This is a genomic window from Stutzerimonas stutzeri, from assembly GCF_002890895.1.
Taxonomy (GTDB): domain Bacteria; phylum Pseudomonadota; class Gammaproteobacteria; order Pseudomonadales; family Pseudomonadaceae; genus Stutzerimonas; species Stutzerimonas stutzeri_AB.
Genome location: NZ_POUL01000003.1, coordinates 477,539 through 490,635 on the forward strand (window position 1 = coordinate 477,539; position 13,097 = coordinate 490,635).

General features: G+C 61.9%; 12 protein-coding genes. 2 read left to right on the top strand and 10 right to left on the bottom strand.

What is annotated here, in order from left to right; genetic code table 11:
* Positions 1-2: 2 nt before the first annotated feature.
* The 6 genes from CXK96_RS07945 to leuA form a co-directional block, all read right to left on the bottom strand.
* Entirely contained in the window at positions 3-380 is a 378-nt protein-coding gene (locus CXK96_RS07945; RefSeq protein ID WP_102835920.1) for a DUF2784 domain-containing protein, read from the bottom strand.
* 4 nt (positions 381-384) lie between these two features.
* Positions 385-1,011, bottom strand: coding sequence for a DUF2238 domain-containing protein (locus CXK96_RS07950; RefSeq protein WP_102835921.1), 627 nt, complete (start codon positions 1,009-1,011; stop codon positions 385-387).
* Between the two features lie 108 nt (positions 1,012-1,119).
* On the bottom strand, positions 1,120-1,851 hold the full coding sequence (locus CXK96_RS07955) for an endonuclease (RefSeq protein WP_102835922.1): 732 nt from the start codon (positions 1,849-1,851) through the stop codon (positions 1,120-1,122).
* A gap of 98 nt (positions 1,852-1,949) precedes the next feature.
* Complete coding sequence (locus CXK96_RS07960) at positions 1,950-2,807, bottom strand: carboxylate/amino acid/amine transporter (protein WP_102835923.1); 858 nt, start codon at positions 2,805-2,807, stop codon at positions 1,950-1,952.
* A 113-nt stretch (positions 2,808-2,920) separates the two neighbouring features.
* Positions 2,921-3,979, bottom strand: coding sequence for an NAD(P)-dependent alcohol dehydrogenase (locus CXK96_RS07965; protein WP_102835924.1), 1,059 nt, complete (start codon positions 3,977-3,979; stop codon positions 2,921-2,923).
* Positions 3,980-4,194: 215 nt separating this feature from the next.
* A complete protein-coding gene (leuA, locus tag CXK96_RS07970; protein WP_102835925.1) occupies positions 4,195-5,865 on the bottom strand; it encodes a 2-isopropylmalate synthase in 1,671 nt (556 codons plus the stop codon).
* A 298-nt stretch (positions 5,866-6,163) separates the two neighbouring features.
* Between leuA and CXK96_RS07975 the strand changes: the two genes are divergently transcribed.
* Together CXK96_RS07975 and CXK96_RS07980 are read left to right on the top strand one after the other, a co-directional pair.
* Positions 6,164-6,562 (top strand): DUF2946 family protein, encoded by a 399-nt coding sequence (locus CXK96_RS07975; protein WP_102835926.1) that lies wholly within the window; start codon positions 6,164-6,166, stop codon positions 6,560-6,562.
* A gap of 54 nt (positions 6,563-6,616) precedes the next feature.
* Positions 6,617-8,812, top strand: coding sequence for a TonB-dependent copper receptor (locus CXK96_RS07980; protein WP_102835927.1), 2,196 nt, complete (start codon positions 6,617-6,619; stop codon positions 8,810-8,812).
* A 54-nt stretch (positions 8,813-8,866) separates the two neighbouring features.
* On the opposite strand, the gene CXK96_RS07985 is transcribed toward CXK96_RS07980, so the two are convergent.
* From CXK96_RS07985 to xseA, 4 genes are read right to left on the bottom strand one after another with little or no spacing between them, the layout of a single operon-like run.
* The gene (locus tag CXK96_RS07985) at positions 8,867-10,174 is read right to left on the bottom strand and encodes a mechanosensitive ion channel family protein (RefSeq protein ID WP_256061592.1); all 1,308 of its coding nucleotides are present in this window, start codon (positions 10,172-10,174) and stop codon (positions 8,867-8,869) included.
* 56 nt (positions 10,175-10,230) lie between these two features.
* Entirely contained in the window at positions 10,231-10,773 is a 543-nt protein-coding gene (locus tag CXK96_RS07990) for a hydrolase (RefSeq protein WP_102835928.1), read from the bottom strand.
* Positions 10,774-10,791: 18 nt separating this feature from the next.
* Positions 10,792-11,610, bottom strand: coding sequence for a peptidoglycan DD-metalloendopeptidase family protein (locus CXK96_RS07995; RefSeq protein WP_102835929.1), 819 nt, complete (start codon positions 11,608-11,610; stop codon positions 10,792-10,794).
* A 22-nt stretch (positions 11,611-11,632) separates the two neighbouring features.
* Complete coding sequence (xseA, locus tag CXK96_RS08000; protein WP_102835930.1) at positions 11,633-13,012, bottom strand: exodeoxyribonuclease VII large subunit; 1,380 nt, start codon at positions 13,010-13,012, stop codon at positions 11,633-11,635.
* Positions 13,013-13,097: the final 85 nt, after the last annotated feature.

Below are 13,097 nucleotides of genomic sequence, written 5' to 3' on the forward strand. Positions count from 1 at the left end.
GGTCAGCGCGCTGCTGATCGGTGCCGGCGACGCCACACCAGGCCGCCATAGATGAGTGCGTTTAGCACCACCACTATGGCGGCCAGCAGATATTGCACCGGCACGCTCAGCCAGGCGGGGTAGATCAGCGGCAGCAGATAATGCTCGATGAAGCTTGCCTGGTACCCGGCGCTGCCGGCCAGGCGGCGCAGCAGGTTTTCCCAATGGGTCAGGGGACAGGATCGTCCGCTCAGCTCAACGAAGAGGCCCCAGGCGATTGCTGGAAGGTGCAACAGTAAGAATCCGCGTTTCCAGGCAACCAGCAGGCCGCCCAGCAACACGAAGATGATGAAGGCGAGATGCAGCAGCAGAACTGCATCGGCGCCAAGTCGATAAAGCACCGCGTTACACCGCTGGGCCTGCCCCGCTCAGCCGGCGTATCTGCCGGTTTTGCGGCCGCGCCAGGAGTATGACTGAGAGCATTGCTCCCAGCAGCGCCATAAACATGTCTGACTGGGTATCCCAGGGGTCGCCCTGCGTGCCGAGGAAGTCTTCCGCGCCTTGGCCGGCAAGGAGCGCCACCCACCACTCGATCAGCTCGTAAAAGGCGCTGAACGCCAGAGCGACGCAAACGGCGAGAAAGCCCAGCATTTTTCCGGCTGCGACTATACGGCGGCGCAGCAAAATTTCGCGCGTGAGCAGAGCCGGCGTGACGCCCTGGATGAAATGGCCAAGTTTGTCGTACGGATTACGGCTGAGGTCGAACCAGTCCTGCACCCAGAAACCTGCGGGAACACGCGCATAGGTATAGGCGCCACCAAGAATCAGAACCAACGCATGGAAGGCGATGACCCCATACAGCAGGCGTGTCAGCGGAAAGTGCGGATAGCTCCAGAGCAGCAAGGGGGCGGCGATGAGCACGGGTGCGACTTCCAGCAGCCAGGTTGCTCGATCGTACGGAGCCACGCCGGAGCTGACGAGTGCCGCCAGCACGACCAATCCGAGCGTCGCATAGAGTGTCCGGTCCTGCATCGATGTCGCCATGGTAACGAGTCGGGCCATCAGCATGCAGTGCTGGGTTGGCCAGGCGCAACTGCGTCGGCGGCAACGCCAGCAAAAGCGCCTCCTGCCGAGACGGGTCTAGCCTGGCCGCCGCAACGCGGTGGTTGAACGGGAGATCGATCTACTGCAGCGACGCAGGTCAACCGCGCCGACGAAGCGATTGGCATTACCCTGCACACAGGCGACGCTGCGGTTACGCCATTGCTCCCACTCGTTGACCGGGTACTGGCGATTCCATATGTCATACAGGCGGCGATCCTGCTTCGACAACCGCAGGCCGTAGCGCTCGCTCATGTACAGGTAGGTACGGGCAATGGTGCCGCGTGCGTAAGTCGGCGGCATGGCGGTGCGTTGCTTGAAGTTCACCACGAAAGGGCAGGCGCCATACTGGCTGGGCTTTTCGCTAAGCATGCCGAAACCGTAGTTGCTGCGGTCACCGTTCACTTCACCGACAACCGGCACTAAGTTGTGCAGATCGGCTTCCGCCTGGCTGAATACCGGGTCGCTGGACGTACAGTGCTTGCGCCCGCCGTCCTGCCAGCATTGGCGCTGATGGCCGATAACCCAGGCCGGCACGATGTGTTCCCACTCCACCCGCGCGGCACGCTTGGGTTGCTTGCGCGGTACATAGCCACAGCTCGCCATGTCTATCTGCTTGCCCTTGAAGGCGCAGCGGCAATAGAAATCCACCGGTCGCTCGGCGTACATCTGCCAGGCAATTTTCTTTGCTTCGCGAAAGGTGCGTGGCGCGTCGGCGTGGAGCTGAACAGAAAAAAGCAGGGCGAGCAGAAGCAGGCTGTATCGGCGCATGGGGTTCTCGACGACTAACTGAGAATCGCATCCATGCGCGGCGCGCTATCTTACCTGCTAGATATATAAATCCATATATAACAATAACTTACATGATGTCATTGAGCCTGCTTGCGACCCAGGCGGTTGATCTGCAGCGAGGCCAGAATGATCAGGCCACCCACCGTCAGCAGTACAAGATTGGTCTGCGTGCCCCAGAACAACAGATTGAGAACCAGCCCCACCGGCACCGCCATGTTGTTCATCACCGCGAGAGTGCCGGCATCGACCAGGGTGGCGCCCTTGTTCCAGCAGAATTGCCCGAGTGCCGTCGCCAGCACGCCCATCCAGACCAGTACGCCCCACTGCGCAGTGGTGGTCGGCAGCTTGTCCGGGTTGCCGAACAGCAGCCAGGCCGGCAGCACGACGACCAGCGCGCCAATGAAGAAGTAGCCGAAGCGACGGTGGAGTGGGATATCAGACGGGTAGCGCTGCGCCAGATGCTTGTAGCCGACCTGGCCCGCGGCAAAGGTGAAGTTGGCCAACTGCATCAGCAGGAAGCCACCGAGAAAGTCATTGGAGACGCCGTCATAGCGAATCAGTCCGGCACCCAATACCGCTACGGCCGCGGCGACCAGAGCCCAGGGGTTGAAACGACGGTTCAGTGCATCGTCGATCAATGTCACGTGGAGCGGCGTCAGTACCGTGAACAGCAGCACTTCCGCCACCGTCAACACGTTGAAACTCAGATACAGGCAGAGGTAGGTGACGCCGAACTGCAGCGCGCCGACCAATGTTACGCCGCCGATGAAGCCCGGTGCCACGCCGCGCCAGCGGGTCAGCGGGAGGAATACCACGCCTGCCAGCAACACGCGTGTCAGCACAGCGAAGTAGCTGTCCACCTGGCCAGCGAGGTAGGCACCGATCAGGTTGAAGGAAAACGCCCAGAGCAGGGTGACGAAAATCAGGTAGCGCATGCCGACTCCTCAGAAGGTCGGCGACCTTAGCGGCTCGGCGGCAAAGAGGGAAGGCCCGGTTTGAACCGCGCTGGTCACGGGCACGCCTGGACCCGGCGCGCCCATGCTGGGGCTTACGCCGACTTCAGCGAGGCCATGTCGATGACGAAACGGTATTTCACGTCGCTCTTGAGCATGCGCTCGTAGGCCTCGTTGATGGTCTGGATATCGATCATCTCGATGTCCGACACGATGTTGTGTTCAGCGCAGAAGTCGAGCATCTCCTGGGTCTCGGCAATGCCGCCGATCAGCGAGCCGGCAATGCGGCGACGCTTGAAGATCAGGCCGAACACGCTGGGCGAGGGGTGCGGCGATGCGGGGGCGCCTACCAGGGTCATGGTCGCGTCACGCTTGAGCAGCGCAACGAAGGCGTCGAGGTTGTGCGGCGCGGCGACTGTGTTGAGGATGAAGTCGAAGCTGTTCAGATGCGCGGCCATCTCGTCCCGGTTCTTCGACACCACCACTTCGCTGGCACCGAGGCGCAGCGCGTCTTCCTTCTTGTCCGGCGAGGTGGTGAACAGCACCACGTGCGCCCCCATGGCATTGGCGATCTTCACCGCCATGTGACCAAGGCCACCGAGGCCGACCACGCCGACCTTCTGGCCGGGTCCGACCTTCCACTGGCGCAGCGGCGAAAAGGTCGTGATCCCGGCGCACAGCAGTGGCGCGACGGCCGCCAGGTTGGTTTCGTCGTGAGAGATGCGCAGGACGAAATGCTGGTCCACCACGATGTTGTCCGAGTAGCCACCCAGGGTGTTCTCACCACCGCCGAACGCCGGACCGTTGTAGGTGCCGGTGAAGCCGTTCTCACAGTATTGCTCCAGCCCTTCGCCGCAGGACGAGCAGGTCCGGCAACTGTCGACCAGGCAGCCGACGCCGGCCATGTCGCCGACCTTGAAGCGGCTGACCGCCTCACCAACGGCCGTTACCCGCCCAACGATTTCGTGGCCCGGGACCGAAGGGTAGAGCGTGTTGTTCCATTCGTTGCGTGCGGTATGCAGGTCCGAGTGGCAGACGCCGCAGTAGAGAATGTCGATCTTTACATCGTTCGGTCCGACGTCGCGGCGGGTGAAGGAATAGGGTGCGAGCGGCGTGCTCGGATCCTGGGCGGCATAACCGATGGCATTGCTCATGGCGACTCCTGAGGCTGATTGTCTGGACGAAACGCCCATCCTAGTACCAGAGGCCGTGAAGCGGTTGCACGATTCTGCTGATGAATGATGCGTTCCTGCAGGAAGCAGGGGGCGAGAAGCCATGGAGTGGCGGGAGCGGCGCTCAGGGGGTTGTGCTCAATGCTTCCGCCGGTGGTGCGGGGACGGCGAGCCCGTTCCGGGCTCGCCGTCTGGCCTCAGGCGGCTTTGGATGTTGCTTCGCGCAAGGCTCTGTTCAGGGCACTGAACAGCGCACGGATGCTTGCGGTGGTGATGTTCTCGTCAATCCCGATGCCGTGCAGCGGGCGTTCGCCGTCCAGACGAACCTCGATATAAGCTGCTGCGCGTGCATTGCTGCCGGCGCCGATCGAGTGCTCGTGGTAATCCATGATCTCCAGCTTGACCGGCAAGCCGGCAACCAGCGCTTCTAGCGGGCCCTTGCCGATGCCGCGCCAGTGCATGATCTCGCCTTCGGTGGCGACCTCCACGTCGACGGCGCTGGTGCCGTTCTCTTCCTGCAAGCGGTGGCTCTTCAGCGCATACGGGGCAGTAGCCTGCAGGTACTCGCTTTCGAGCAGCGCGTAGATCTGCTTGGCGCTCATTTCCAGGCCGAGACGATCAGTTTCGCGCTGCACCACCTGGCTGAACTCGATCTGCATGCGGCGCGGCAGACTGATGCCGTACTCCTGTTCCAGCAAGTAGGTGATGCCGCCCTTGCCGGACTGGCTGTTGACGCGAATCACCGCCTCGTAACTGCGGCCGATGTCGGCAGGGTCGATCGGCAGATAGGGCACTTCCCAGACCCCGTTCGGATCCTGCTGGCTGAAGCCCTTGCGGATCGCGTCCTGGTGCGAGCCGGAGAAGGCCGTATGGACCAGATCGCCGACATAGGGATGGCGCGGATGGACCGGCAGTTGGTTGCACTCTTCGACTACCTTGCGCAATGCGTCGATGTCGGAGAAGTCCAGCTGCGGATCAACGCCCTGGCTGTACATGTTCAGCGCAACGGTGACCAGATCAACGTTGCCGGTGCGCTCGCCGTTACCGAACAGGCAGCCCTCGACGCGATCCGCACCGGCCATCAGGCCCAATTCGGTTGCAGCAACGCCCGTGCCGCGGTCGTTGTGGGTGTGCAGGCTGATCAACACGCTGTCGCGCTTGTTGATCTTGCGGCCGAAATATTCGATCTGATCGGCATAGATATTCGGCGTCGCGGCCTCGACGGTGGCGGGCAGGTTGAGGATCAGCTTCTTCGTTGGCGTCGGCTGAAACACCTCGATGACCGCGTTGCACACTTCGACGGCGAAGTCGGTCTCGGTGGAACTGAACACCTCCGGCGAATATTCGAAGCGCCAGTCGGTCTCCGGCGCGGCATCGGCCAGGCGCTTGACCACCTGCGCGGCGTTGACGGCGATGTTGATTACACCGGCCTTGTCCTGGTTGAAGACGATGCGACGGAAGCTCGGCGCGGTTGCGTTGTAGTAGTGGACGATGGCCTGCTTGGCGCCCTTGAGTGACTCGAAGGTGCGGGTGATCAAGTCCTCGCGAGCCTGAGTCAGCACCTGGATTGTGACGTCATCCGGGATATGCCCACCCTGTATCAGCTCGCGAACGAAATCGAAGTCGGTCTGCGATGCGGAGGGAAAGCCAACTTCGATTTCCTTCAGGCCGACCTGAACCAGCGTCTTGAAGAAACGCATCTTCTTGCCCGCGTCCATCGGCTCGATCAGCGATTGGTTGCCGTCGCGCAGGTCGGAGCTCAGCCAGATCGGCGCCTGGGTAATGGTCTGCGATGGCCAGGTACGGTCAGGCAGGTTGATCACCGGAAAGGCGCGGTATTTGTTTGAAGGATCTTTGAGCATTGTCATGGCGATTTCCTTGAGCGGCTCCCCAAAGCGCGGCGCAAATAGGGGAGGGCAGAGCAGGTCGATGCGGTTCTATGGTTCCGAATGTAGGGCTCGTGCGTATTGGATTGCAACTCTCTCCGAGAAAATGGTGAAAACCACTAATAAATGACTATTTGAGGGAGATATATTTCGACTCGTTAAAGTAATTGACGGTCGATTGCGCAACGAAATTGCGGCCCCGTGTCGCAGTCACCCTTAGCCTTGCAGCATGCGATCATCCGGCCACGACGAGTAGTAGCCGCTCCAGGGCAGGATTTTCGTGAGACGTAGAGGACTTTTCACAGCGGATCTCTGGCTTGGCCTTTTTGCCATGCTGATGATTCATGTGGGTCCGCTCTATTCAGCTTCGCAGCTTGGGCCTGCCCAGTCCGCTTCAGCGGCATCAGTCGCCCACCAGCATCATCACCAGGCACAGGGCCATGCGCCAAAGGCGCATACAACTTCGGGGTCGGTTGGCCAGCCGGCCTGGCTCGCCTCGCTTGACCTCTGTGGTTACTGTGAGCTACTGACGCTGAGTCCGCCACTGGTGCTGTCCTTCGCGCCGGCCCTGCCTTATTTCTCGCCTTCTTTTGCACGGCTGAGTGCGCAACCGCCACTGCCGGCCATGCCGCGCCTTACTGGCGGGCATGCGCGGGCACCACCTGTACTCCACGGCTGATTTCCGAGCCGCCAGCGCGCGGTTTCTCCTACATTTCAGAAGTGAAAGATCCTTATGTCCAGAATCACCCCTGCACGGGCGGTAACCTCACGCCTGCCCGGCAACTTTTCTCTCCGTCCGTTGCGCCTGCGCCTGCGCTGGCACTTGGCGCACGTCGCGCTGCTTAGCGCCGTCGCAGCCCAGAGCATGGCCGCTCAGGCGGACCCCAGGTCGCCGATCCAGCTCACTCCCATGGTCGTCACCGGGGTAGCGCAGCAGTCCCCGCTGACGGTGGTTACCGATCCGAAGATCCCCCGTCAGCCGATGCCGGCCAGCGACGGCGCCGATTACCTGAAAACCATTCCGGGGTTCTCGGCGGTGCGCAACGGCGGGGTGAACGGTGATCCTGTTTTCCGAGGGATGTTCGGCTCGCGCCTGAAACTGCTCAGCAATGGCGGCGAGATGCTGGGTGCCTGCCCGAATCGCATGGACTCGCCTAGCTCCTATATCAGTCCAGACACGTTCGACAAGCTGACGGTCATTAAAGGGCCGCAGACCGTGCTCTGGGGACCAGGCGCTTCGGCCGCTACGGTGCTCTTCGAGCGTGAACCGGAGCAGTTCAGCGAGCCCGATTATCGCCTCAACGCCAGTCTGCTGACTGGCTCCAATGGCCGCTTCGACCGCAACCTAGATGCCGCTGTGGGTAGCACACAGGGCTACGCGCGGCTGATGGCCAACAGCTCGCAGGCTGATGACTACGCGGACGGCAACGGCGACACAGTGCCGTCGCGCTATGACAAGTGGAACACCGACATCGCGCTAGGCTGGGTGCCGGATGCGGATACCTTGGTCGAGCTGACCGCTGGCCGGGGAGACGGCTTCGCCCGCTATGCTGGACGAGGCATGGACGGCAGCCAGTTTCAACGTGAAAGCCTCGGATTGCGCTTCGAGAAGACCAGTATCGGCGAGACCTTCTACGGGCTGGAGGCGCAGGTTTATTACAACTACGCCGATCACATCATGGACAACTACAGCCTGCGCGACTTCGTCCCGACAATGATGATGACAAAGCCGACCCTGTCGCGGGTCGACAGGCGCACGCTCGGTGGCCGCCTCGTCGGAACCTGGCAATGGTCTGATGTCGAGGTGAAGGCCGGCATTGATGCGCAGCGCAGTGAACATCGCAAGGTCATGAACCCGACGGGTGCGGTCAATCAGATGGTAGCGGCGGCGGATAGCGACTCGCTGCCGTGGGTGCCGGATGCCGTCCTGCACAGTTATGGCCTGTTCGGCGAGCTGACCTGGCAGCTCAGCGAGCGCGAGAAAGTCATCAGCGGTCTGCGCCTGGATCTGCACGAAGCGACCGATGAGCGTGCGTTCTTCAACAGCCATCACCCGACGCTGAAAAACATGATGGGCATGCCGGTCAGTCAGGATTGGACCAATCCCAGCGCCGGAGATACTCGGCGTGACACGCTTTACAGCGGCTTCATGCGCTACGAAAAAGAACTCTCCGGGATGCCGGTGACCGGATATGCCGGCCTCGGCCATGCCGAGCGGTTCCCCGATTACTGGGAACTGTTCGTCTCCAACCCAGGGCCGGTCGGCTCGGTACAGCCGTTCGACTCTGTTCGGCCGGAGAAGACCACGCAGCTTGATGTCGGACTGCAGTACGCCAAGGGCCCGCTGCAGGCCTGGGTCTCCGCGTACGCCGGTCTGGTCGAAGACTACATTCTGTTCAGCTATGTGCCTGGGGTGATGCCCGGCATGCTTCGCGCGGAGGTCAGCAACATTGACGCCACCATCGCCGGTGGCGAGCTGGGCGCAAGCTACCGCTTCAATCGCAACTGGAAAGGCGACGCAAGTCTGGCCTACGCCTGGGGCAAGAACCGCAGCGATGACCGTGCCATGCCGCAGATTCCGCCGCTGGAGGGGCGCCTCGGGCTGACTTACGAACGTGAAAACTGGAGCACCAGCGGGCTCTGGCGAGTAGTCGCTTCACAGGGGCGGGTCGCTGAAAATCAGGGCACCGTGGTTGGCAAGGACTTCGACGAGAGTGCCGGCTTCGGTGTGCTGGCGGTCAACGGTGCTTATCGTTTGGACCAGCATTTCAAGCTCAGCGCCGGTGTCGACAATCTGCTGGACAAAGCCTACAGCGAGCATCTCAACCTGGCTGGCAGCGCAGGCTTCGCCGACTACGGGCTTGACGCTACCCGTCGCGTCAATGAGCCGGGCCGCACCTATTGGGCGCGGGTCGACATCAGCTTCTGACGGCTCTCGTCTGGGCAGTGAGCATCACGGCCTGATGCTTCACTGCCCGGACGATCAACCGTGCCGGGACTGGCTTTCGTTGCGATTGTCGCCGGGTTGGAGCGGCTCGGCTAATGGTCGGCTGAATAACTGGCTGACCGAGCCATAGCCCTCGCGCATATCCGCACCGCTCGGGTGCTGGAACACGCGCAGACCGAACTCAGGCAGGATCGCCAGCAGGTGGTCGAAGATGTCTGACTGGATCGCCTCGTACTGGGTCCAGGCTACGGTGTTGGTGAAACAGTAGACTTCCAGAGGCAAACCGTCAGCGGTGGGGCTGAGCTGGCGCACCATCAACGTCATACCCTGATGGATACCGCCATGGCTGCGCAGATAGCGTTCCACGTACGCTCTGAAACTGCCGATATTGGTGATCCGTCGAGTATTCACCGGCTCCTTGCCGCGCTCCTCGAGCTTGGCATTCCACGCATCGATCTCACGGCGTTTCTCGGTGAGGTACTCATCCAGCAGATTGAAGCGATGCAGATGCTCACATTCTTCGCTACTCAGAAAGTGCACGCTTTGCTGATCCAGAAACAGGCTGCGCTTGACTCGCCGCCCGCCGCTTTCCTGCATGCCTCGCCAGTTCTTGAACGAATCGCTGATAAAACGCTTGGTCGGGATGTTGCTTACGGTCTTGTCCCAGTTCTGCACCTTCACCGTATGCAGGGCAATATCAATGACATCGCCGTCTACGTTGAGCTGCGGCATTTCCACCCAGTCGCCCACTCGGATCAGGTCGTTGGAGGTGATCTGCACACTGGCCACTAATGAAAGAATGGTGTCTTGAAAAATCAGCATCAGGACCGCCGCCATGGCCCCGAGGCCGGACAGCAGGATCAGCGGTGAGCGGTCAATCAGGGTGGCGATGATGAGGATGGTGGCGACCGCGTACAGCACGATCTTGATCACCTGCAGATAGCCCTTGATGGGGTGCACATGCGCATCGGCCCGACGCTGGTACATCATGTTGATGATGTCCAGCAACGCACCCAAAGCGAGGGCAATGGTCAGCACTATGAAACCACCGCAGACATTGCGTACAACGGTGACGGCTGCTTCCGGAAGGCCCGGAACGGCATTTACTCCAATCGACAGCACCAGTGCCGGCACGATGTTGGACAACCGGCGAATGATGCCGAAGTCCTGCAGCTGAGTTTCGCGAGTGCTGCGCAGTATTTTGTACAGACCGCTCACCAGGATGCGCTTGACCACCCAGTTGGCCAGCCAGGCCGCAAATATCAGCGCCGCGCTGGCGACCAGCGTCTCCAGTTCGGCATGCTCGCCCAGCCATTCCAGCCAGACCTTCATTTCTTCCTGCATCGTGCCGCTCCGTCAGTTGGCGTCGAACCACAACCGCGTGCCAGGGGGTGTTCCTCTCAGCGAATGAATTCGCGGCTGATCGAGCGGAACAGTTCGGTCCCGGCCTGTTCCATCCACTCGAAGGCAACCATTTCTCGGGAGACGATGCTGGCACCGGCCTGCTGCATGCGCGCCAGGCCAAGCGCCTTGTCACTGGCGCGGCGCGAGCCGACCGCTTCTTCAACGACGAACACCTGATGACCGCGAGCCAGCAGGTCGAGCGCCGTCTGCAGCACGCAGATATGGGTTTCGATGCCGCTGATGATGAACTGCTTGCGCTCGCCACCGGGGCGCTTGAACAGCTCGCCGTCGCGCGCGGCGGAAAAATGCAGCTTCTCGATGATTGCGTCGTCGCTCACACCGTCACGCAGGGTTGCGATGGTCGGGCCGAGGCCCTTGCTGTATTGCTCGGTGATCAGTACCGGAACACCGACGCGCTGGGCTACCTGTATCAGCCAGGCGCTGTGCTCAGCCAACGCGGTGTGGCCTTCGATGGACGGGAATAGCCGTTCCTGGATGTCGATGATGACGAGCGTCGAGTCCTGCACATTGATGAGCATAGGGAGATCCTTGTTGGTTCAGGGTTTGAACGCACCGATGAAGATCGACGGATCGACCCGTGCATCGTTGAGGCTGACGTTCCAGTGTAGATGCGGTCCCGTGGCCCGGCCGGTGGAACCGACCTTGCCGAGCACGGCACCGCGGGACAGTTCGTCGCCGACCGTTACGTCTATCTGTGACAGGTGACAGAACATGCTGATCAGTCCCTGTCCGTGATCGACGAACACAGTCTTGCCATTGAAGAAGTAATTACCCGTCAAAATCACCTTGCCGGCGGCGGGAGTCTTGATCGGCGTGCCGGTCTTGGCGGCGAAATCGAGGCCTGAATGGGGATTGCGCTCTTCTCCGTTGAAGAAACGGCGTAGGCCGAATGGCGAGGACAGCGGGCCGTTGACCGGCTTGTCAAACAACAGGTTGCTGGGTTGGCGAGGGCTGAACTGCCGGTAGGCACGGGTTTGCTCGGCCAGCTCGCGCTCGATGCGCTTGAGGTCATCAGGATTCGGATTGACCTGCCGCTGGTTTTTCAGCGTGATGTGCTGCTCGCGGTAATTGCGTGGCTCGACCCGAAAGCTCTGTGCCTGGCTGTTGACCTCCAGCGTTTGCTGGCCCGCCTTGACCGTCAGCGGGATGCCGACGACAGCGATCCAGCGCTGGTCATCTTCACGCAGCACCAGCACCGGCTTGCCGTCGTAGCGTGCTGTGGGGGCGCTGGCGTCGTTGCCCAGGTCGATGACCGCTACGCCGCCGGGTACGGGCTTGTTGAGCAAACGGGTGAGAAAACCTTCGGCGTGGGCGGGAAGCGTGAGGCAGAGCAGCAAGGTTAGGGCAAAGCGCATGGGAGTCCTGAGCAGAAGTGGGTTAGTCCAGCAGTGACAAGGTGACCGGCGTCTGGTGGTTGTCTTCGACTCTGACCTCCAGTTCGCCCTCGCCGAGGCGTGCCTTGAGCCGTTGGCCGGGCTGGGTCTGATCCGCGCGCCGAATTGCCTGGCCGCGCTCGTCGAGCAGGATGCTATAGCCACGTGACAGCGTGGCGAGCGGGCTGACCACGTTCAAGGTCTGCGCCAGCCCCTGTAGCTGTTGGCGATGCCCCTTGAGGGTATCCTGCATTGCGCGCGGCAGCCGACTGGACAGGTGATCCAGACGTTGGCGCAGCAGGGTCAGGTTTCGCCCAGGGTGTTGCCCGGCCAGGCGAGTCTCGAGGCGGGCGAGGCGTTCCTGCCCGGCGCAGAGGCGACGGTCGATACCGCGCAACAGCCGCTGCTCCAGATCGTCGATGCGTTGGGCCTGCTGTTGCAGGCGCTCGCCCGGGTGGCGCAGGCGACGCGTCAGCCCTTCCAGGCGCGTGGCATCGCGGTGCAGTCGGTCGCGCATGCGCAGCAATAGACGCTGGCGCAGGCCTTCGAGTCGCTGGCGCACGTCAGCGCTGCTGGGCGCCAGGAGTTCGGCAGCGGCAGAAGGCGTGGGTGCACGCACATCGGCGACAAAGTCGGCAATGGAGACATCGGTTTCATGGCCGACGGCGGAGACGATTGGCGTCTCGCATGCCGCCACGGCGCGCGCAACCACTTCTTCGTTGAAGCACCAGAGATCCTCCAGCGAGCCGCCGCCGCGCGCCAGGATCAGTGCGTCGAAGCCGCCACGGTCGGCCAGTTCAAGCGCGCGGACGATCTGCGCTGTTGCCTCGCGACCCTGGACAGGAGTCGGCACCAGCGTCAGGGCGACATGCGGGGCCCGTCGGCGGAACACGGAAATGATGTCGCGGATCACCGCACCGGTGGGCGAGCTGACAATGCCGATACGCCGTGGGTGAGCGGGCAGGTCGCGCTTGCCGGCGGCGTCGAACAGGCCTTCGACATCGAGCTTTTCTTTCAGCGCCTCGAAGGCCAGGCGCAGCGAGCCATCACCGGCCGGTTCGACGTTGTCGAGGATCAGCTGATAGTCGCCGCGGCCCTCGAACAAGGACACCCGGCCGCGCACCTTGACCGCCAGGCCATCGCGCAACGCCTGGCGCACACGCAGGGCGTTCTGTCGGAAGAGTGCGCAGCGGACCTGTGCGTTCTTGTCTTTCAGCGTGAAGTAAACGTGGCCGGACGCTGGCTTGGCCAGGTTGGATATTTCGCCTTCGACCCAGACCTGGGCGAACACGTCTTCAAGAAGCAGCCGCGCACGACCGTTGAGCTGGCTGACGGTCAGCACTTCGCGGTCGAGGTTCAGGCGTTGAAAAGGATCTTTGAGCATGCAGGGGATGATAAGGGAAAAGCGCGCTGGGGGCGCTGCAGTGTATGACCGAACAGACAGCAGCCGACGCCCCGTCGTTGACCTG

What these genes read in the sequence shown, in the direction of transcription:
- xseA (WP_102835930.1), bottom strand. Translation starts at nt 13,012, where the DNA reads ATGCTCAAAGATCCTTTTCAACGCCTGAACCTCGACCGCGAAGTGCTG.
- CXK96_RS07980 (WP_102835927.1), top strand. Translation starts at nt 6,617, where the DNA reads ATGTCCAGAATCACCCCTGCACGGGCGGTAACCTCACGCCTGCCCGGC.
- CXK96_RS07950 (WP_102835921.1), bottom strand. Translation starts at nt 1,011, where the DNA reads ATGCAGGACCGGACACTCTATGCGACGCTCGGATTGGTCGTGCTGGCG.
- CXK96_RS07955 (WP_102835922.1), bottom strand. Translation starts at nt 1,851, where the DNA reads ATGCGCCGATACAGCCTGCTTCTGCTCGCCCTGCTTTTTTCTGTTCAG.
- CXK96_RS07995 (WP_102835929.1), bottom strand. Translation starts at nt 11,610, where the DNA reads ATGCGCTTTGCCCTAACCTTGCTGCTCTGCCTCACGCTTCCCGCCCAC.
- CXK96_RS07990 (WP_102835928.1), bottom strand. Translation starts at nt 10,773, where the DNA reads ATGCTCATCAATGTGCAGGACTCGACGCTCGTCATCATCGACATCCAG.
- leuA (WP_102835925.1), bottom strand. Translation starts at nt 5,865, where the DNA reads ATGACAATGCTCAAAGATCCTTCAAACAAATACCGCGCCTTTCCGGTG.
- CXK96_RS07960 (WP_102835923.1), bottom strand. Translation starts at nt 2,807, where the DNA reads ATGCGCTACCTGATTTTCGTCACCCTGCTCTGGGCGTTTTCCTTCAAC.
- CXK96_RS07965 (WP_102835924.1), bottom strand. Translation starts at nt 3,979, where the DNA reads ATGAGCAATGCCATCGGTTATGCCGCCCAGGATCCGAGCACGCCGCTC.
- CXK96_RS07985 (WP_256061592.1), bottom strand. Translation starts at nt 10,174, where the DNA reads ATGCAGGAAGAAATGAAGGTCTGGCTGGAATGGCTGGGCGAGCATGCC.